General features: G+C 63.5%; 20 protein-coding genes and 1 tRNA gene. 10 read left to right on the top strand and 11 right to left on the bottom strand.

Annotation, left to right across the window (positions count from 1 at the left end):
• Positions 1 to 107 precede the first annotated feature (107 nt).
• Positions 108 to 740, top strand: coding sequence for a LysE family translocator (locus ACPPVR_RS38270; protein WP_426611652.1), 633 nt, complete (start codon positions 108 to 110; stop codon positions 738 to 740).
• Positions 741 to 825: 85 nt separating this feature from the next.
• On the opposite strand, the gene ACPPVR_RS38265 is transcribed toward ACPPVR_RS38270, so the two are convergent.
• A complete protein-coding gene (locus tag ACPPVR_RS38265) occupies positions 826 to 1,068 on the bottom strand; it encodes a DUF1127 domain-containing protein (protein WP_426611651.1) in 243 nt (80 codons plus the stop codon).
• A 293-nt stretch (positions 1,069 to 1,361) separates the two neighbouring features.
• Between ACPPVR_RS38265 and ACPPVR_RS38260 the strand changes: the two genes are divergently transcribed.
• Positions 1,362 to 2,498, top strand: a complete 1,137-nt coding sequence (locus ACPPVR_RS38260) for a LuxR C-terminal-related transcriptional regulator (protein WP_426611650.1) — start codon at positions 1,362 to 1,364, stop codon at positions 2,496 to 2,498.
• Between the two features lie 45 nt (positions 2,499 to 2,543).
• Here ACPPVR_RS38260 and ACPPVR_RS38255 read toward each other — a convergent pair whose 3' ends face one another.
• Positions 2,544 to 3,296: a sulfite exporter TauE/SafE family protein gene (locus tag ACPPVR_RS38255; RefSeq protein ID WP_426611649.1), complete on the bottom strand. Its 753-nt coding sequence runs from the start codon at positions 3,294 to 3,296 to the stop codon at positions 2,544 to 2,546.
• A gap of 89 nt (positions 3,297 to 3,385) precedes the next feature.
• Here ACPPVR_RS38255 and ACPPVR_RS38250 point away from each other — a divergent pair, with 89 nt between their 5' ends.
• A complete protein-coding gene (locus tag ACPPVR_RS38250; protein WP_426611648.1) occupies positions 3,386 to 4,279 on the top strand; it encodes a LysR substrate-binding domain-containing protein in 894 nt (297 codons plus the stop codon).
• Positions 4,280 to 4,355: 76 nt separating this feature from the next.
• On the opposite strand, the gene ACPPVR_RS38245 is transcribed toward ACPPVR_RS38250, so the two are convergent.
• The 4 genes from ACPPVR_RS38245 to ACPPVR_RS38230 all read right to left on the bottom strand — a co-directional run bounded on the left by ACPPVR_RS38245 (position 4,356) and on the right by ACPPVR_RS38230 (position 8,561).
• The gene (locus tag ACPPVR_RS38245; protein ID WP_426611647.1) at positions 4,356 to 5,150 is read right to left on the bottom strand and encodes a dienelactone hydrolase family protein; all 795 of its coding nucleotides are present in this window, start codon (positions 5,148 to 5,150) and stop codon (positions 4,356 to 4,358) included.
• A gap of 145 nt (positions 5,151 to 5,295) precedes the next feature.
• Complete coding sequence (locus tag ACPPVR_RS38240) at positions 5,296 to 6,261, bottom strand: Bug family tripartite tricarboxylate transporter substrate binding protein (RefSeq protein WP_426611646.1); 966 nt, start codon at positions 6,259 to 6,261, stop codon at positions 5,296 to 5,298.
• A gap of 75 nt (positions 6,262 to 6,336) precedes the next feature.
• Positions 6,337 to 7,119 (bottom strand): histidinol-phosphatase, encoded by a 783-nt coding sequence (gene hisN, locus ACPPVR_RS38235; RefSeq protein ID WP_426611645.1) that lies wholly within the window; start codon positions 7,117 to 7,119, stop codon positions 6,337 to 6,339.
• A gap of 551 nt (positions 7,120 to 7,670) precedes the next feature.
• A complete protein-coding gene (locus ACPPVR_RS38230; protein ID WP_426611644.1) occupies positions 7,671 to 8,561 on the bottom strand; it encodes an N-formylglutamate amidohydrolase in 891 nt (296 codons plus the stop codon).
• Positions 8,562 to 8,933: 372 nt separating this feature from the next.
• On the opposite strand from ACPPVR_RS38230, the gene cpdR reads away from it, so the two are divergent.
• Both cpdR and ACPPVR_RS38220 read left to right on the top strand, forming a co-directional pair.
• Entirely contained in the window at positions 8,934 to 9,293 is a 360-nt protein-coding gene (gene cpdR, locus ACPPVR_RS38225) for a cell cycle two-component system response regulator CpdR (protein WP_007597092.1), read from the top strand.
• 72 nt (positions 9,294 to 9,365) lie between these two features.
• Positions 9,366 to 9,440: transfer RNA gene (locus ACPPVR_RS38220), tRNA-Val, on the top strand.
• Between the two features lie 101 nt (positions 9,441 to 9,541).
• On the opposite strand, the gene ACPPVR_RS38215 is transcribed toward ACPPVR_RS38220, so the two are convergent.
• Positions 9,542 to 10,066, bottom strand: a complete 525-nt coding sequence (locus ACPPVR_RS38215) for a DUF4440 domain-containing protein (protein ID WP_426611643.1) — start codon at positions 10,064 to 10,066, stop codon at positions 9,542 to 9,544.
• A 117-nt stretch (positions 10,067 to 10,183) separates the two neighbouring features.
• On the opposite strand from ACPPVR_RS38215, the gene ACPPVR_RS38210 reads away from it, so the two are divergent.
• The 4 genes from ACPPVR_RS38210 (at position 10,184) to ACPPVR_RS38195 (ending at position 13,099) form a co-directional block, all read left to right on the top strand.
• Positions 10,184 to 10,741 carry a TetR/AcrR family transcriptional regulator gene (locus tag ACPPVR_RS38210; protein WP_426611642.1) on the top strand — a complete coding sequence of 186 codons (558 nt, stop codon included), beginning with the start codon at positions 10,184 to 10,186 and terminating at the stop codon, positions 10,739 to 10,741.
• A gap of 162 nt (positions 10,742 to 10,903) precedes the next feature.
• Positions 10,904 to 11,404, top strand: coding sequence for an L-2-amino-thiazoline-4-carboxylic acid hydrolase (locus ACPPVR_RS38205; protein ID WP_426611641.1), 501 nt, complete (start codon positions 10,904 to 10,906; stop codon positions 11,402 to 11,404).
• The gene (locus ACPPVR_RS38200; RefSeq protein ID WP_426611640.1) at positions 11,401 to 11,646 is read left to right on the top strand and encodes a hypothetical protein; all 246 of its coding nucleotides are present in this window, start codon (positions 11,401 to 11,403) and stop codon (positions 11,644 to 11,646) included. The genes ACPPVR_RS38205 and ACPPVR_RS38200 overlap by 4 nt, the downstream gene beginning before the upstream one ends.
• 178 nt (positions 11,647 to 11,824) lie before the next feature.
• A complete protein-coding gene (locus tag ACPPVR_RS38195; RefSeq protein WP_426611639.1) occupies positions 11,825 to 13,099 on the top strand; it encodes a lipase family protein in 1,275 nt (424 codons plus the stop codon).
• Here ACPPVR_RS38195 and ACPPVR_RS38190 read toward each other — a convergent pair.
• Positions 13,089 to 13,664 carry a TetR/AcrR family transcriptional regulator gene (locus tag ACPPVR_RS38190; RefSeq protein WP_426611638.1) on the bottom strand — a complete coding sequence of 192 codons (576 nt, stop codon included), beginning with the start codon at positions 13,662 to 13,664 and terminating at the stop codon, positions 13,089 to 13,091. The two genes, ACPPVR_RS38195 and ACPPVR_RS38190, sit on opposite strands and share 11 nt — an antisense overlap.
• Before the next feature lie 78 nt (positions 13,665 to 13,742).
• Between ACPPVR_RS38190 and ACPPVR_RS38185 the strand changes: the two genes are divergently transcribed.
• Entirely contained in the window at positions 13,743 to 14,171 is a 429-nt protein-coding gene (locus tag ACPPVR_RS38185; RefSeq protein ID WP_426611637.1) for a tautomerase family protein, read from the top strand.
• A 6-nt stretch (positions 14,172 to 14,177) separates the two neighbouring features.
• Here ACPPVR_RS38185 and ACPPVR_RS38180 read toward each other — a convergent pair whose 3' ends face one another.
• The 3 genes from ACPPVR_RS38180 to ACPPVR_RS38170 form a co-directional block, all read right to left on the bottom strand.
• Positions 14,178 to 15,269, bottom strand: a complete 1,092-nt coding sequence (locus ACPPVR_RS38180) for an enolase C-terminal domain-like protein (protein WP_426611636.1) — start codon at positions 15,267 to 15,269, stop codon at positions 14,178 to 14,180.
• Between the two features lie 103 nt (positions 15,270 to 15,372).
• Positions 15,373 to 16,596, bottom strand: coding sequence for an ABC transporter substrate-binding protein (locus ACPPVR_RS38175; protein ID WP_426611635.1), 1,224 nt, complete (start codon positions 16,594 to 16,596; stop codon positions 15,373 to 15,375).
• A 285-nt stretch (positions 16,597 to 16,881) separates the two neighbouring features.
• Positions 16,882 to 17,811 (bottom strand): alpha/beta hydrolase, encoded by a 930-nt coding sequence (locus ACPPVR_RS38170; protein WP_426616270.1) that lies wholly within the window; start codon positions 17,809 to 17,811, stop codon positions 16,882 to 16,884.

Genomic DNA, 17,811 nt, shown 5'->3' with positions numbered 1-17,811 from the left:
TGCAAATTCTATGCAAATCCTACGCAATTCCGGCGGTGGACGGCGGGGTGCGAACCGATTAAGCCGAATCCTTGAGACCGCCCGGCCGGGCGGCGGGGGCCTTTGATATGCTGGGTATTCACGAAATCTGGCTGTTCATCCTGTCGGGCATACTGCTCAACATCACGCCGGGGCCGGACTCGGTCTATGTGATCGGCCGCAGCCTGCAGATGGGCTGGCGGGGTGGTGCCGCTGCCGCGCTTGGCATCAGTTGCGGCTGTTTTTTCCATGTCGCGGGCGCTGCGATCGGCCTTTCGGCCCTGCTGATGGCCTCGTCGACCGCGTTCTCGATCCTGAAGCTGGTCGGCGCGGCCTATCTCGTTTTGACGGGACTTCAGATGCTGTGGTCGCGCCCGGCGCTGGCGGCGGCAACCGACGAGCCGGTGCGGAACTCGCTGCGGCGGGTCTTCCTCCAGGGCGTTCTCACCAACGCGCTCAATCCCAAGGTCGCGCTGTTCTTCCTGGCCTTCCTGCCGCAATTCGTCGCAGCCGATGCAGCCCACAAACCGCTCGCCTTCCTGACGCTCGGCCTGATCTTCATCTGCACGGGAACGCTGTGGTGTCTGGTGCTGGCGGCGTTCGCGGCAAGGGCCGCCAACCGCCTGCGCCAGTCCGAGGGCGTGATCGCGTGGATCAACCGTGCCCTGGGTAGCCTCTTCATCTATCTCGGCATCCGCGTCGCCATGCTGGAGACGCGGTAGGTTTGTGTTCATCGAAGCGCCGGCGCCGCTTCTGCGCCAAGCGGCGGCTGGTTGCGCCGAATGCCGGCCGCGGCGAGATTCGATATTATCCATCCGATCGGATGCCGCGCGGGTCGCTATCTCGGTGCGAGGCGGCATAGTCGATCTCGCCACGTGCAATCCCGATATCCTTGAGCTCCCGATCACTGAGGTTGGAAAATTCGAGACGAAGCCGCTCCTGTTGGCGCCATTCTTGATAAGCGTTCCAGAATTCCTTGAGCGCGCTGGAGAACCGGCCAGTCGATTCGGTGGTGTGGGCTGAGCGCGTCGGCGTGTAAGTCGTGCTCATTGCGGTATCTCCAGGCTATGCTCTTCCACCCAGACAAGCTCAGGGCCTGAGAGCGTGCGCTCGACCGCGGCTCGGACGTGCCAGGTTGAGGCCTTCGGACCCTGCTCTCTGATGCATTCCTGTGTCCCCATCCAAATGGATGGGGCGGCGCAAAATGATTTGCTCCAATGAAGGCGGTACGGCGATCTGCTCTCTCGGCAATGCTGCTATCAGCGCCATGAGGATCGGATGTTGCCGGGCACGAATGAGTTGTAAGATCTGGCCACCGCGCACCCTGGGAAGTGAGGCATCGCATGACCGAGGCCCGTGATCTCTCGCAGCTGTTGGCGGCAATGTACGATTGCGCCATCGTTCCCGACCTGTGGCCGCACGTTTTGCCGCTGCTGGCCGGCTACATGGATAGCCGGACCGCAGCGATCGGCGCCCGCAGCCGCGCTGCCGAGAAGCCTCACTTTTTTGTGGAGTTCGGTTTCGAGCCAGACGTGCACGAGATCTACGTTTCGAAATATCGCGCAATCAATCCACGGGTGAACGCGATGAGGATGTTCGGCGTGGACGAGCCGGTTCGGACCGAGGATGTTCTGGACGTCGAGGAGTTCAAGCAATCGAGATATTATAAGGAGTTCCATCTGCCTTATAATGTGGGGGATGTACTCGCCGCAAAGGTCATCGAAGACAGAAACCGCATCGTATCCTGTAATGTCAGCGGGAAAGACGGATACGGTGTTGACGACGTCGAACGGTTCCGAGGGCTTTGTCCGCATCTGCGCCGCGTTCTGACGATCTCGGATTTGCTCGAACGGAAAACGCTGGAATGCAATTCGCTCGCCGAAGTGTTGGACCGCCTTGCCGTCGCTGTCATTCTTGTTGACCCAAAACAGCGCATCATTCACGCCAACGCGGCAGCTCAGGAATTCCTGTCGGGCAACAGCAGCCTAAGTTCGGTGCATGGTGTGCTCACCGCGAACGATCCTCGCAACCGGGAGGAGTTGCGTCGCGCCTCGCGGATGCCTGATCTGGATGTAAAATCGCTCTCACTGGAGACTGAAGAGGGGCACTTCGCGGTCGCGACCCTGCTGCCTTTGACGAGCGGCCTCCGTGCAAACTATGGGGGACAGCTATCTGCCAGCGCCGCGATCTTCGTGCATCATCAGCCCTCGTTTGATGAGGGTATGGTGACCACACTGGTGTCGGCCTTTGGCCTGACCGGGGCCGAGGGCCGCGTCCTGTCGGCTTTGCTGGAAGGCCTCAGCCTGGCAGACATCTCGGCGCGATTTCAGATATCGATCAACACCGTCCGCTGGCACCTCAAGCAGCTTTTCGAGAAGACCAACACCAAGCGCCAGGGGGACTTGATACGGTTCGCCTCAAGTGCTGTCCCCCAAGTCCGCGCCGCTAGTGAGCAAAGTGGGCAGGGCAGTCTCCATTGAGTCTTGCGGCTTCCGAATGAAGCGACGACGTCGCACGTTCACGCACTAGCCGAATTCTTTCAGCAGCGCGCTGCCGGCCAGATAGAAGCCGAGCACGACCATTGCAATCAGGAACCAGCGGCGGAACGCCTCCGCCGGCAGTCGCGCCCGCACCGACTGGCCGACGAACATGCCGGCAAAGGCGCCGGCCATGGCGATCACCCCGGGTACGGCATTGGCAGGGGTCAGCAGGCCGCCCGCGGTGAGGTTGAAGGCCAGCGCCAGCGTCGCTGTCGTGAAGAACACGCCGAGCGCCTGCACCAGCTCGTCCCTCTCCATGCCGATCGCCTGCATGAACGGCATCGAGGGGATCACCTGCACGCCGGTCGAGGCCGAGATCATGCCGGTGATCACGCCGACCACGCCGCCGACCCATTTCTCGTTTTGCGGCGCGACGCGGAACTGGACCTTGCTCAGCCCGAGGATCGCGTAGATCACCAGCAGCACGCCGAGCACGACCGTGCCGTAGCGCGCATAGGGACCGGTCAGCGCGCCGGCATTGAGCCAGCATCCGATCACGGTGCCGATCATCAGCGGCCACAGCCGCTTCAGGATGTCGCGCAAATGGGGGCCGACAAAGGTCTGCCAGATGTTGGTGACGATGGCGGGCACGATCACGATGGCGATTGCGCGGCTGGGGGCCATGTTCACCGCGAGCAGGCCCATGGAGACGGTCGGCAGGCCGAGCCCGACGACGCCTTTGACGAATCCGGCGGCCAGGAAGACGGCGGCGATGAGAATGAGAAGCGGGTCGATCATCTCTCCACATTGACCGAAGCCGCGCGCCGGCACAATCTGGAGGTTACGGAGACAGCCTTCGCTCCAGGCGAAGGCATAGGGCAGCCCGAATGCGTTTCGACCTCGTCGATCTCCAGCTTTTCATCGCCGTGGCCGATCAGCGCAGCATCACCCGCGGCGCCGAAAAGTCGCATCTGGCCTTGGCCTCAGCCAGCGCCCGGATCAAGGGACTGGAGGATGCGCTCGGCGTCGCCCTGCTCAAGCGCGGGCGCCGCGGCATCGAGCTGACGGCGGCCGGTGAAAGCCTGCTCGATCATGCCCGCATCGTCATCCATAACGTCGAGGCCTTGCAGGGCGATCTCGCCGCCTATGCCAGCGGCGTGCGGGCGAGCGTGCTGCTGCTTGCCAACACATCGGGGCTGTCGGAGCACCTGCCGCGGGCGCTCGCGGCGTTCCTGCGCGAGCATCCCGATATCAATGTCGACGTCGAGGAGCGCGAGAGCGCCGACATTGCCACCGCGATCGCCAGCGGCGCTGCGGATATCGGCTTTGCGGCGGAGCACGCGCTGCCCGACAGCGTCGAGCGATTTCTGTTCAGTGAGGACCGGCTCATGCTGGTGGCCGCGCGCCGAAGCGACATCGGCCATCGCCGCCAGATCGACTTCCAGGAGGTGACCGAGCGCGATTTCGTCGGGCTCACGGCGTCGACTGCGCTGCAGGTTCACATCTCCCGGCATGCGGCGAAGCTCGGCGCCCGCCTTCGCGTTCGCGCTCGCCTGCGCGATTTCGACGCGATCTGCCAGATGGTCGCCGCCGACGTCGGGGTTGCCGTCGTTCCGGAAACCGCGGCAAGACGCTGCGCGCGATCGATGCCGATCGTGGCGATCCGGATCCGCGACGGCTGGGCCAATCGAAGGTTGACGATCTGCGCTCGCAGCTTCAAATCGTTGCCGCGCCCCGCCAAGCAATTGGTGGACTATTTGCGCGCCGAAGTTCAGCGGTGAGACACGATGTTGAAGGTCTGGGGACGCCGCAGCTCGCCCAAGCTTGAAGAGGCCACCCAAAGGTGGCCTTTTCTGTCTACTTTTTGAGGTCGGCGGCGAAGAACTTGGTCGCCTCGGCCTTGGCTTCCTGATCCACCTTGGCGTCGTATCTGATGGGCAGGTTGAACTTCTTGCCGAGCTCGGTCGCTTCGGGATTCGTGAAGGCGTGCACGGCGCCCGGATATTCGATGATCCGATAATCGACCTTGGCGGCGTCGAAATCCTTCTTGAGCGCATCATATTGCTCGCGCTTCACGAAGGGGTCGTCCGCGCCGTTCAGGATCAGGATTTTCGCCTTGACGGTTCCCGGCGCTGGCGCAGGCGTATTGAGACCAAGCGATGCGTGATAGCCCGCAACGGCGGCGAGATCGGCGCCGGCACGCGCCATGTTCAAGACCACCGCGCCGCCGAAGCAGTAACCGACGGCGCCGATCTGCTGGGGATTGACCGAAGCCTGTTTGACAAGCTGGTCCCGTGCGGCCTTGAAGCGCGACTCCATGGCCGCGGGGTTCTTCATCACCGAACCCGAGAGCGCGCCGGCGTCCTTCGGGTTGTCGGCGGTCTTGGCGTCGCCATACATGTCGGCAATGAAGGCCGTGTAGCCCTGCTCCGCGAGCTTCTTTGCCTCGTTATGGATGTGATTGGTGATGCCCCACCATTCATGCACCATCACGATTCCGGGGCGCTTGGCCTGGCTGGCGTCGTCGTACACGACAAAGCCCTTCATCGTGGTCTCGCCGTCCGTATAGGTGACCGGCTCCTCCTTGATCGCGGCGTTTGCGCTCGTGACCATTGCGATGGCGCAAAGTGCTCCCAGTATCATCGTCCGCATGCTGACCTCCCGACGGTTTGGCGCATTTACATTGGCATGCCAGGCATTGCCGCGCCAGACTGCGAGCGCGGTGGTGTACGACACAGGGCCGTGATCCGTGGCCGGTCGGGCGTTTGCTGCAACACCTTGAGGAACGAGTCGGCTGCTACTTCGCGGTTTCGACGCCGGCGTCCTTGATCACCTTGGCCCACTTCGCCGTCTCGTCCGCAATGTACTGCCGGAAGTGTTCCGGACTGTCGCCGATCAGCGTTGCGCCTTGCGCGGCGAGCTTTTCCTTCACCGCCGGATCCGCCATCGCCTTCGTCGCCAGATCATGCAGCGCCGCGACAATCTCCGTCGGCGTGCCCTTTGGTGCCACTATGCCGTACCAGTTCTCGATGCGCAGATCGGGAAAACCGGCCTCTGCGGTGGTCGGCACGTCGGGCGCGGTCGGTGCGCGCTCGGGCGAGCCGACTGCGATTGGCCGCAGCGCACCCGCCTTGACCTGCGGCAGCAGCACGGGGAGATCGAGGAAGGTCATCTGCACCTGCTGGCCCAGCAGATCGTTCACCGCGGGTGCCGCGCCACGATAGGGCACGTGAACGATGTCGATCTTGGCCGTCAGCTTGAACAATTCGCCGGCGAGATGCGGGAGGCTGCCGGGGCCGGAGGAGGCGAAGTTCAGCTTGCCGGGCTGCGCCTTGGCGAGCGCAATCAACTCACCGATGTCTTTCGCCGGCACGTCGGTGGCCACCACCAGCATTTCCGGCACGGTCGCAACCAGCGTCACCGGCGTGAGGTCAGCGAGCGTGTCATAGGCGACCCTCTCCATGCTCGGGCTGATCGCGAGCGCGCCGGCAGAGGAGATGGCGATGGTGTAGCCGTCGGGCGCGCTCTTGGCGACCGCATCAGTGCCGAGCACGCCGCCCTGGCCGCCGCGATTGTCGATCAGAACCGGCTGGCCGGCGAGTTCCGACATGCGCTGGCCGATCACGCGCGCAATGATATCGTTAGGTCCGCCGGCCGGGAACGGCACGATCAGCTTGATCGGCTTGGCTGGAAAATTCTGGGCGGAGGCGAGGGTGGGAAACAGCAGCAGGCTTGCGAGGAAGAGCTTACGCCAGTTTTTCATACAAGCCCCCTGAAGCATGATCCGGAAAAGTGTGCAGCGGTTTTCCGAATGGATCATGCGCAAACGATGGGTCGCCTAACCGTTGAGCAGTTTCAGTGCTTCTTCGTGAACGCGCGAGTCACCGGCGGCGATGATGCGGCCGCCGCCCTGGGCCGGCTTGCCTTCCCAGGTGGTGACGACGCCGCCGGCCCCGGTCACGATCGGGATCAGGGCTGCGATGTCGTAGGGCTTCAGCTCGGTTTCGACCACGAGATCGACGTGGCCCGCCGCCAGCATGCAATAGGAGTAGCAATCACCGCCGTAGCGCGACAACCGCGCGCTCTTCTCGATCCGGCCGAAGATGGCGCGGTCGCGCTCGTTCATCAGCAAGGGACTGGTGGTGTAGGTTGTCGCCTCCGACAGCGAGGCGCAGCGGCGGACCTGGAGCCGGCGCTCGCCGGAGGGGCCTTTATAATTGGCCGAGCCGTTGTCGCCGGAAAAGCGCTCGCCGATGAAGGGCTGGTGCATCATGCCGTACACCGGCGCGCCCTTGTGCAGCAGCGCGATCAGCGTGCCCCAGATCGGAAACCCGCCGATGAAGGATTTCGTGCCGTCGATGGGGTCGAGCACCCAGACATAATCGGAATCCTCACGCTCGTTGCCGAATTCCTCGCCGACGATGCCGTGCTGGGGGAAATTGGCCTTGATCAGCCGCCGCATCACTGCTTCCGCGGCGCGGTCGGCTTCCGTGACCGGATCGAAATCCTTGGTCTTGCTCTTGTCGTCGATCGACAGCGACGTGCGGAAGAACGGCAGGATGGTTTCGCCGGCGGCGGTGGCGAGCCATCCGATGAAGGCTGAGAAGTCGATCACCGTCACGGCGCATCCTCAAAACGAAAGTCGGGTGAAGCTCGCTTCTGCCTAGCTCAAATCGCAGGAGACAGGCAGCGCTGTCTTGATCTTGCACCCTGGTATTTTGGATGCCGTGCTCATTGTCTCGGACAAGCCATACGCTGGCCAAAAATCGATCATTGAGTTGAATACTTAGTTCCGAGCATGCCTTGTTCGTATGCAAACAACTATCAACCCATTGAATTTCCTTATCAAAGAAACTGAATCTGGGTTTCTCTGGAAGCAACAGAGCCATGTGTGTTTTGCATGGGAAAGGGCTCAAAAGCCCTTGCACTTTGTGCGTCGCGGCCGCATATTGTTGCGGTGCGGTAGCGCTTTGCGTTACCGCTGCCCTCCTTGGGCGTTTCCTCCCTAGACTTGGGCCGCTTCTTCATCAGAAGCGGCCCTTTTTTCTTTGGCCCTTTGTCTTCACTTCGAGCGCGCGAAAACGCGAAGCGAAGATTCCGCGCGCAATGCACTTACCCTTGCTGCTGCTGTGTTGATCCTTGATCCGCGACATGATCGCGGTGACGGCGCGCTTATTCCGCCGCCGCCTGGAACGGGCCGAGATCGCCGAACGGGATCGTCGTTGCCAACACGTCGGCAAGCACGCCGAAATCCGACGCGACCTGGCCAAAGCGCGGGCCGCGCTCGCGCCGCCGCTCGTCCATGTAGATCGCGCGGTTGAGCTCGAGCTGCACCGCGTGCAGGCCGCTCGCCGGGTTGCCGTAATGCTCGGTGATGAAGCCGCCGGCATAGGGCTTGTTGCGGCCGATCGAATAGCCGAGCCCGCTCATGGTCTCCTCGACCCGGTCGGGCAACAGCGGCGTACAGCTCGTGCCGTAGCGGTCGCCGATCACGATGTCGGGCCGGCGCGGCTCGTCGCGGGAGACCCCGACCGACGGCATAGAGTGGCAGTCGACCAGCACCACGGTGCCGAACATCTGATGCACCTTGTTGATCAGCCGGCGCAGCGCGCGATGATAGGGCTTGTACAGCGTCTCGATGCGCGCCAGCGCGTCGTCGACCAGGATGCGGTCGCGATAGATCTCCTGGCCGTCGCCGACCACGCGCGGAATGGTCCCGAGCCCGCCCGCGACCCGCATCGAGCGGGTGTTGGCAAAGCTCGGCAGCCGCCCGGTGAACATGCGGGGATCGAGCTCATAGGGCTCGCGATTGACGTCGACATAGGAGCGGGGAAAGTTGACCCGCACGGTCGGAAAGCCGCGCTCGCTCAAATGTCCGATCAACTCGTCCATGAAAGAATCTTCCGAGCGCCGCAGCGTCGGCAGGTCGATCCGCGAGGCGCCCAGGAAATCGTCCGGATAGGTCGAGCCGGAATGGGGCGAGTTGAAGATGATCGGTGCGCGCCATTCGGCGGGCTCCACGATCTCGAACGCTGGCGACTTGTCGCCGTCAAACCGGGTCATCTGCTCAGGCTTCGTCCCTTATTCTCAGGCTTCGTCCCTTTACGCCCCAAGATCTGGCGCCGCACGATCCAGCAAGGCCCCGGATCGCAGTGATTCGGCCGATCGAGCGGCTCTTATGTGTCGTCATTGTCCGGAATCGCAACCATTCTGCCAAGCGAAAAAGCGTGATCGGCGCTGGAACATGTCTTAACCGTGCGGGCATCGAGGCGGGGATTGACCGGCGCGACTCGATTGATTCGCGGCCCGTTCAGGTTCACAAGGGGCCATGCCGGTCGGGCCAGGGTAAAGATTTTCACCCGAAATTTACCCTCTGTCGGGCTTAGTGACCTCTGCTGATGCCTTGTAATTGTCTTGGGGATTCGACGTCCAGCCATGCCAAAGATCCTGCTCGCCGAAGACGACAACGACATGCGCCGTTTCCTGGTCAAGGCGCTGGAAAACGCCGGTTTTCAGGTCTCGTCCCATGACAACGGCATGGCCGCCTATCAGCGGTTGCGCGAAGAGCCGTTCGAGATGCTGCTCACCGACATCGTGATGCCGGAGATGGACGGAATCGAGCTCGCCCGCCGGGCCTCGGAACTCGATCCCGACATCAAAATCATGTTCATCACAGGCTTTGCCGCGGTGGCCCTGAACTCGGATTCGGACGCCCCCAAGAACGCCAAGGTGCTGTCGAAACCCGTTCACCTGCGCGAATTGGTGAGCGAAGTGAACAAGATGCTGGCGGCCTAAATCGGCCCCCATCCGTCCTTGCGCCGGGTCCCCTGAGCCGTTATAGGGACCCCACCGATGAAATGACCTCTAGGGCACGTAGCTCAGCGGGAGAGCACTACCTTGACATGGTAGGGGTCACAGGTTCGATCCCTGTCGTGCCCACCATCCTTCGCTCGCGAAGCGAGTGAAGGATGCCGCGCTAGAGGCTTCACGGTTTCATCTCGCAGCAGCAGCTACGATTCTCAGTGGCACGCGGTCGCCATTCGTTATTTCAGCTCCGTGTTCGCGACCGGAAAGATGGACGCGATGTGCCAGCCGTTCGCGTCCTGAACATAGGTCTGGCTGATCAAAAAAGTGTTTTGCTGGGGTGGCTTGCCCGGCAGCCCTCGCGTGAAGACGATGGGCACAAGAATCTGCATGATGTTGCTCGAGAACACAGCGACCCGGAATTTCGACATGTCGGGTTCGAGTTGCCAGGTACCTTCATAATATTCCTTGAACCGGGCGGCGACGGCATCGCGACCTCGCGTATCGATGCCTCTCGCAAACAGCACCGTGCTGGGTGAATCCAGCAGCATGGCCTTCACCGCGTCGGCGTTGTGCGCATTCTGCGCGGCAATGAATTTTTCGAAGATGGTACGAGCCTCGGCGTCATTCGCGGCGGCCTGCGCCCGTCCGCCCGCGCCGATCGTCGCCACCAGAGTGAGCAGCATTGCAGTTGCCGCAAGAGCGCGGCGTCGTGCCGGTGACCCTGGTTTGGCCAAACCCGCCGATTTCATCGGATAGATCATGCTCACCTCGTTGTTTCGGCACCGGATCTGCCTGGTGCACTTCTCAAACATTATCATCATCATGATTATATTCATGATAGACATCATGTAAAATGACGGCTTATCACGGGTGCACAAATGAAAGTGAGTAAAGAGCAAGTGGCGGAGCATCGCACGCGGATCATGGTCGCGGCCGCGCGCCTGTTCCGGCAACACGGCTTCGACGACGTTACGGTTGCCGACGTGATGAGCGAAGCCGGTCTGACGCACGGAGCCTTTTATGGGCACTTCCCGTCCAAGGAGGCCCTGATTGCGGAAGCCGTCGGACACGTGTTGCCGTCGGCCGCCAACAGCCCGGACCCGCGCCGGTCGGCGGCGGACTACGCCGACGGCTATCTCAGCGTCCGGCATCGCAACAACCGCGCGACAGCTTGCCTGTTCTCAAGTCTCGGAACGGAAGCAGCGCGGGGCTCAGCCGATCTGCGGCACAGGATGACACAGGCCACTCGCTACAGGATCGATTATCTGACGGCAGATGCCGATGGCGATACGCCTCATGCGAAACGTCGCGCAGCGATCGCTGCCTGGGCGTCGATGGTCGGCGCGATGGTGCTTGCCCGTATCGTCGACGACGAGACTCTGTCGCGAGAAATCCTGTCGGAAACGCGCGCATCCCTGCCGCTGGGAACGAAGTGACCGGAAAATAGATACGGGATCGTGCGTCCCGTCCGTCTTGGTTACATCGCGATTATGATGCAATCTCAGCGGGGCTCAGTGTGTCTCACGTCACAGGCGAATGAGTCGCAGTAAGGAACGATCCGGCCGATATCGAAGCATCCGAAGACGAGAAGGCTTCCCATGAGCATATCCGTCATCGAGCAGGCAAAAATCCAGGCGCAGGTCCTGGTGCCGCTGATCAAGGCTCTCCAGGCCGAACTGGGCGAGGCGCGCGCGAATGCGCTGGTGCGCAAGACGCTCGGCGATCTCTATCGCCGCTTCGGCGCGGAATTCTGGCAAGCCAAGAACAATGCCGAGAACGAGGCCAATCTCGGCCGGGCCGTCGCCTCCGCCTTCAAGACCTACGCCCGCGACGACGCGCTCGCCTACGATGTGATCGAGCAGACAGAGGATGCGTTCGCCTTCGACGTGAAGCAATGCGCCTATGCCGAGTTCTACAAGGCGCTGGGCGAGCCGGAGCTCGGCTTTCTCCTGATCTGCGCTGCCGACTTTGCGACCGCGGAAGGGTTTGGTCCCGACATCAAGCTCAGGCGCATGCAGACCATCATGCAAGGCGCCGATCATTGCGACTTCCGCTATCGGCGCGATAGGGGCGAACCACAGGGAAGGGAAAGAGAATGATGCGGACGATCTGTCTTGTCGTGGCGGTATCGGCCCTGATCGCATCAAGCGCGGACGCAGCGATCATCGACTGGCAGGCCGAGTTGCAGCGCTGCCGTACGTTGCGCGAGACCGTGGCGCCGCTGCTTCAGGCCGGCGAAGGGATATCCGCTGTCGGCCGCTCCAATAGATCCGTCCGTCGCTGCATCTGGATCCAGCGCATGGCGGTGCGCAAGAAAATCCCCGGCGCGGAGGCGTGGTAGCGCGCAGTCGCCCATGCTCCGTCATTGCGGAGCGTTCCGCGTGATCGGCATTGGCCCATGTCTGAAAAGACGTGGACCTGCACGCGATCGTCTCCATAATCGACATGGAAGATAAATTGCCGGGTCATCGACCCGCCCTAAAAAATGCGGCGCGCGCGCCAAGGGACCGGAGACGCCTATGTTCACGACCCCGATCGCAAAATCGTTGATGGCGCTCGCCATCGTCTCGGCTCTCGCAATCCCGCAGGCACGCGCGGACTCGTTGCTGCCGGTCGGGCCGAAGGTGGGCGACCAAAACCTGTCGCCGTTCTATCGCTGGTCCGAAACCTTGCCCGAGAGTGCCGGCGTGATGTTGCGCAAGGAGCCAATGCTCGCGCAGCCCGAAATCACGAGTGCGGCCCTCGCCGAACGCATCCTCTACACGTCGAGCGATCTGCGCTGGCACGCAGGCATCGTCCCGGTCAGTGGCACGCTCTATCTGCCCAAGGGCGAACCGCCGGCCGGAGGCTGGCCCCTGGTTGCCTGGGCGCATGGCACGCTCGGTGTCTCCGATTCATGTGCGCCGTCCTGGACCGGTCATAAGCCGCGCGATGCCACCTACATCCAGCGCTGGCTGGAGAGCGGCTTTGCGGTTGTCGCCACCGACTATCAGGGACTCGGCGGACCGGGCCCGCATCCCTATCTGATCTGGCAGGCGGAAGGCCGCTCGGTGCTCGACGGCGTGCGCGCTGCGCTCTCCGCCTATCGGGACAGGCTCGCGTCCAAAGTCTTCGTCACCGGCCAGTCGCAGGGCTCGGGTGCCGCGCTGGGTGCGACCGTGATCGCTGAGAGCTACGCGCCGGACGTCCCGCTCGTCGCCACCGTGGCAACGGGCCTCGTCTCGACCTTCCCGGACGGTCCTTACAAGCCGCCGCATACCACCGCGATCGGCTCGCCGATCTATACGTCGCTCATGCTGCTCGGCGGTTCGCTGCCCGACGGCGCGCCGTCCGCCGACGATCTCGTCGCCGACAAGGGCAAGCCGGTCCTGACGGCGGCGCGCGAGAGCTGCACCACCGAGATGCGCGATATCGCGCGGCAAGACGGCATCACTGTCGACAACGTCTATGTCGAGCCGATCGCCAATGTGCTGGCGCGGCTGACTGCGATCACGGACATGAAGGCCGTGCGGCTCAAGGTGCCGTTGCTGCTCGGCACGGGCCTTGCCGATTCCACGCTGGTGCCGACGCGGCAATATGCCGAAGTCGCGGCGCTGTGCGCGGCCGGCAACGAATTGGTATGGAAGACCTATCCCGGCGCCACGCATAACGGCGGCCTGAATGCGGCCTTCCCCGATGCGCTCGCGTTTTTCCGCGGCATGCTCGCCGGACAGAAGCCGCCGAGCAATTGCGCGGAGATTTCGGAGCCCGGTGCTCCAGGCGAGGCCACCCAGGGGATCGCCTTCAACGACTAGCTCTCCGGGCAGTCGCTGCCTTCACCAGCGCGCGCTGCTCGGCGGCGACGAGATCGAACGGCTCCATCGCCTGCTCGGCACGGGCGAGCACGACAGCGCCTTCGCAGGCCGAGATCAACATCGCGGCGAGCGCGGGGGCGCGCGCGGACGGTACGCCGCCAAGCGCAAGCAGCTCTCCAAGCGTTGCGCGCCAGCGCCGAAACACCTGCGCCGCGCTGTCGAGCAGGTTCGGCGTATCGGCACCCACAGTAACCGCGAGCACGGCGCAGCCCGCGCCGAAATCCGATGCCTTGAGGATGTCGCGCCACATCGCGATGAAGGCCTCCGCGACCTCCGGCGCCGGCCGGCCGCGCGACTGGTTCACCCGGTCGAGCGCGCGTTCGCTGACCCAGGCGACCGCGGCCATTACCAGCTCTTCCTTGCCGCCGGGAAAGTGATGATAGAGCGAGCCGCGCGGCGCGCCGGAGGCCTCCAGCACTTCGGTGAACGAGGTGCCTTGAAGCCCTTTTTTGGCGAGCAGCACACCGGTGCGCTCGATCATCGTCTGCCTGATCTCACCTGCCAATGACGAAATCCTCTTGACTATGATGACCATCATAGTGACTATGACGATCATCATAATTTAGCGCAGGAGAAAAATCCCGTGCCGATGATCGATATCTACGCGGCCGCAGGCACCTTCGGCGACCCGCATCAGCTCGCCATCGACGCCGCCGCGACCGTGAAGTCGGTCGAGCAGGTGCCCGATATCCCGATGTTCCGCAAGAACACCGCCGCCTTTGTGCACGAACTCCCCAGCGGCGCCGCGGCCAATGTCGACGGCGATGGCAATTATGTGCGGGTGCAGGTCCTGACCAATGCCGGCGCGCTCGACCGCGACAAGCAGCTCGCGGTGGTGCGGCAGCTCACCGACCTCGTCGCCAAGGCGGCCGGCGATCCCACGCTCACGAACCGGACCTGGGTGCTGCTGACCGAAGCCGCGCCCGGCGGCTGGGGCCTGTGGGGCCATGCTCACACCAACGACGAGATCGTCGGGGCCGCACGGGCCGAGATCGCAAAACTTAGACAGTGAGCGCGATCAGCTCACCGCATATCGCTTCACCGCCGCTTCATCCCACGCAATCCCGTTGCCGGGCTCTTCGCCCGGTAACGCAAAACCATCCTTGATCTTCAACCGCGTCGCCAGCACCGCATCGGCCCAGTCGACATATTCCAGCCAATGCGCGGTCGGCGTCACGCAGAGCAGATGCGCGCTGACCTCCGAGAACAGGTGCGTCGACATCTCGATGCCGGCGGCCTGCGCCAGTGACGCAGCGCGCAGCCAGCCGGTGACGCCGCCGATGCGCTGCACGTCGGGCATCACGTAGTCGCAGGCTTCCGCCGATAGCGCGGAATGCATCGAAAAGGCGCTGTCAAAATTCTCGCCGATCTGGACCGGCGTGCGCAGTGCATCCGCGATGCGGGCGCAGCCGGCATAGTCGTCGTGGCGGATCGGCTCCTCGATCCAGGTCAGGCCTTCGTCGTCGAGCATCTCGCCGCGGCGGATGGCCTCTGTGACCGTCAGCGCCTGATTGTAGTCGCACATCAGCGTCACCTCGTCGCCAACGGCTTTCCTCACCGCGCGCACCACGGCCAGATCCTCGCGCGCATCGGGCCGGCCGACGCGAATCTTTGCGGCCTGAAAGCCCTCGGCCAGCAGCTTGTGCGCCTCGTCGACCGCGGCGGCCGCCGGCATGATGCCGAGCCCCTTCGAGTTATAGGCGCGCACCGGCTTTGGCGCGCCGCCGAGCAGGCGCGCGAGCGGCAGGCCTCTGCCGCGCGCCAATGCGTCCCACGCCGCCATGTCGATGCCGGATTGCGCCAGCCTCTGCAGGCCGGCGAGCCCGAGCAGCGTGAAGCGCTGGGCCAGCTTGCGCTCGATCTCGAACGGTAGCAGCTCGTCGCCGGCAAGCAGCTCGGACATTTCCGTGACCATCGCCGTCAGCGGTTTCAGGGCCGAAGGCGTGATCGAGAACAGATAGGCATGCCCCACGGCGCCCTGGTCGGTCTCGCAATCGATCAGCACCAGCGGCGCCTTGGCGACCGTGCCGGTGGAGGTTTTGAGCGGCAGGTTCATCGGCACGATCACGGGGCGCGCGACAAAGCGTTTGATGCGGATGGTCTCGGTCATAGGGTCTCCCGGCGGAGCTGATGCAGGTCGGCGCCGATCTTAAGCATTCGTCATGAAACGAAAAGGCGTTTGCTGCAACCACCATAGCTTGGCGTTGCGCCGCTCATCGCGCGGCGCCTTCCGTGAATGCGGTTTCGATCACCGCGCCGAAGGGTTGCCAGGAGCGGCCGTCAAACTGGACCAGCCGCATCTGCTTGATCGGCAGATAATTGTCCGGCGAGGTGTTCATCCTGATGCTGGGCAGCGCGACGGTGGGGTGATAGTCCCTGAGCGAAGCGGCCTGACGCATGATGTTCTCGCGCGACAGGTCGTCGCCGCATTGCTTCAGCACCTGCGTCAGCGCCTCGGCCGCGGCGTAGCCATAGAGCGCAGCACTGTTGTTCGTGCTTTCGACCTGATGGTATTTGTCCATGAAGGCGAACCAGTCCTTCATGGCGGGATCGTCCTTCCATGCGGGATCGCTGGGATCCTTCAGAAAGGCCGCCGAGATCACGCCGGCCGAATTCTCCAATCCTGCGGGCGCCATCGCATTGGCGATCGAGGCGGAGGCGTCGTTGACGATGAAGACCGGATGCCATCTGAGTGACGCGGCCAGCTTGATCACCTTGGCCGCCGTCGACGGCACGCCGAGAAAGACGAAGATCTCGGCGCCGGCGCGCTTGAGGATCGAGACGTGCCCTTCGAGATGCTCGTCGTCGATGTCGAAGGCGATATCGACGAGGACAAGACGGTTCAGGTCGCCAAGACCTTGCTCAATGCCCTTGAAGAGCATGCGCCCGAACTGGTCGTTCTGCCACAGCACCACGATCTTGCGATGCGGATAATAGGCCTGGATGTAATTGGCGTAGATGCGTCCCTCCGACCGGAACGGCGGCTGCCAGCCCATGGTCCAGGGAAATGCCTTGGCCTGGCTCAGCTCCTCGTCGCCGGAGGCGACGAAAAGCTGCGGGACCTTCCTTTCGTTCAGGTACCAGCGTGTGGCGAGATTGCCGGGTGTTCCGAACGACCCGAACATCAGGTGCACGTCGTCCTTCTCGACGAGATCGCGGGTCAGATCGAGCGCGGCCGTGGGATCGGAATTGTCGTCGCGCGTGATGAAGCGGACCTTGCGGCCGTTGATGCCGCCGCGATCGTTGATCATGTCGAAATAGGCGGCTTCCGCCTTGCCGATCGCGCCGAATTCCGAGAGCGGCCCCGAATAGGGCACGATATTGCCGATGCGGATTTCCTGCACGCCTGCGGCTTGATCCGGGCGTTGCTCCGACATCGCTCCGAGCGAGGCGAAGGCGACGATCACAGCGAACACAAGCCTGCCGGTGACGCGCATGCTCGATACCCCGATATTGGCCTCTGGGAGAAGTCGGCTCGATCTGCACCAAGGCTGATTGATCTAGCTCAAGCGTTTGTCAAACCTGTGGCCTGATCGCTCGGTTCGGAGCAGCCAGCTGTGAGCCCCGAACGAAAGCGGCAGGCGTGCTGACGCGCTGTCACGAGGTCGTCATGCCCTGGCTTGTCCCGGGCATCCACGTTCTTGGTGCCGCGGGAAGGGCGTGGATGGCCGGGACAAGCCCGGCCATGACGCGGTAAAAGTTTCGACGTGTTCAACAACCCGCTACGGCAGCCCCCGCGCCTCCAGCTGCCGCACCAGCAGCAGCGTCGGTTCGGCGAGGCTGTTGCCGGAGCCGTCGAGGCCGAAGGCGGCGGCGATGCCGTCGCGGCTGCGCAGGAGTGTCGAGCGCGGGCAGTGGCCGGCGCCGCAGAGTGTCTTCTTCAGGGTCTCGCCTTGTGCGATGAGGTTCGCGGGATCGTCGGCGGCCCAGGCCAGCAGGATCGGCTCTTCGACATTGAGGATGCCGGGGAAGACCGACCTCTTGTCATATTCGCGGGCATCCAGGCCGAGATAGGCCTTTTCGCTGTCGCTGGCGTCCTTGCCGGCGCGATAGATGCCGGACACCAGCACCACGGCCGCGACATCGGCGCGGTCGGTCTGCAGCTCGGGATGCGCCAGCAGGGTTGCGACATGGAAGGCGCCGGCGCCGTAGCCGACCGCGACGATCTCGCGGGCATCGCCGTTGAACAGGTCGATATTGCCGTGGATCCAGGACAGCGCCGCCGCGACGTCGGTCGCGCCCTTCGGCCAGGTCGCCGCAGGCGCCAGCCGATAGTTCACGCGCACCCCGATCATGTCGTTGCGCGCGGCAAAGCACATCGCCTGGTCCTGGATCTCGCGGGACAGGTCCGGTGCCGCACGGTCGCCGGTGAAGGTGTCGCCCGCCACGAACAGCAGCACCGGCCGCGGCGTATCCGCCTTGGTCGAGCTGGTGGCGACATCGAGCACATTGGCCTCGCCGTCGCCATAGCGCAGGCCGCGCGAGAAGGTGACCTGTTCGCACAGCCGCGCGGTGCCGCCCGCGGTCGTGTCGGAATCGGTGAGGCCGACGGGCACGAGATTGGACGGCACTGCCAGCCGCGCCGGCAACGGGCCGTGCGCGGAGGCCGTTGTCACGGTCAGAACAAGCAAAAAAGCGAGATAATTCTTCAT

It is taken from the genome of Bradyrhizobium sp. McL0616 (genome assembly GCF_049993385.1).
Taxonomy (GTDB): domain Bacteria; phylum Pseudomonadota; class Alphaproteobacteria; order Rhizobiales; family Xanthobacteraceae; genus Bradyrhizobium.
This window is presented reverse-complemented; position numbering and strand designations above follow the sequence as displayed.

Bases quoted from the DNA above. Each gene is read 5' to 3' on its own strand.
- ACPPVR_RS38250 (WP_426611648.1), top strand. From the start codon at position 3,386: ATGCGTTTCGACCTCGTCGATCTCCAGCTTTTCATCGCCGTGGCCGAT.
- ACPPVR_RS38265 (WP_426611651.1), bottom strand. From the start codon at position 1,068: ATGAGCACGACTTACACGCCGACGCGCTCAGCCCACACCACCGAATCG.
- ACPPVR_RS38200 (WP_426611640.1), top strand. From the start codon at position 11,401: ATGATGCGGACGATCTGTCTTGTCGTGGCGGTATCGGCCCTGATCGCA.
- ACPPVR_RS38215 (WP_426611643.1), bottom strand. From the start codon at position 10,066: ATGATCTATCCGATGAAATCGGCGGGTTTGGCCAAACCAGGGTCACCG.
- ACPPVR_RS38210 (WP_426611642.1), top strand. From the start codon at position 10,184: ATGAAAGTGAGTAAAGAGCAAGTGGCGGAGCATCGCACGCGGATCATG.
- ACPPVR_RS38245 (WP_426611647.1), bottom strand. From the start codon at position 5,150: ATGCGGACGATGATACTGGGAGCACTTTGCGCCATCGCAATGGTCACG.
- ACPPVR_RS38195 (WP_426611639.1), top strand. From the start codon at position 11,825: ATGTTCACGACCCCGATCGCAAAATCGTTGATGGCGCTCGCCATCGTC.
- cpdR (WP_007597092.1), top strand. From the start codon at position 8,934: ATGCCAAAGATCCTGCTCGCCGAAGACGACAACGACATGCGCCGTTTC.
- ACPPVR_RS38240 (WP_426611646.1), bottom strand. From the start codon at position 6,261: ATGAAAAACTGGCGTAAGCTCTTCCTCGCAAGCCTGCTGCTGTTTCCC.
- ACPPVR_RS38170 (WP_426616270.1), bottom strand. From the start codon at position 17,811: ATGAAGAATTATCTCGCTTTTTTGCTTGTTCTGACCGTGACAACGGCC.
- ACPPVR_RS38180 (WP_426611636.1), bottom strand. From the start codon at position 15,269: ATGACCGAGACCATCCGCATCAAACGCTTTGTCGCGCGCCCCGTGATC.
- ACPPVR_RS38260 (WP_426611650.1), top strand. From the start codon at position 1,362: ATGACCGAGGCCCGTGATCTCTCGCAGCTGTTGGCGGCAATGTACGAT.
- ACPPVR_RS38230 (WP_426611644.1), bottom strand. From the start codon at position 8,561: ATGACCCGGTTTGACGGCGACAAGTCGCCAGCGTTCGAGATCGTGGAG.
- ACPPVR_RS38270 (WP_426611652.1), top strand. From the start codon at position 108: ATGCTGGGTATTCACGAAATCTGGCTGTTCATCCTGTCGGGCATACTG.
- ACPPVR_RS38205 (WP_426611641.1), top strand. From the start codon at position 10,904: ATGAGCATATCCGTCATCGAGCAGGCAAAAATCCAGGCGCAGGTCCTG.
- ACPPVR_RS38255 (WP_426611649.1), bottom strand. From the start codon at position 3,296: ATGATCGACCCGCTTCTCATTCTCATCGCCGCCGTCTTCCTGGCCGCC.
- ACPPVR_RS38175 (WP_426611635.1), bottom strand. From the start codon at position 16,596: ATGCGCGTCACCGGCAGGCTTGTGTTCGCTGTGATCGTCGCCTTCGCC.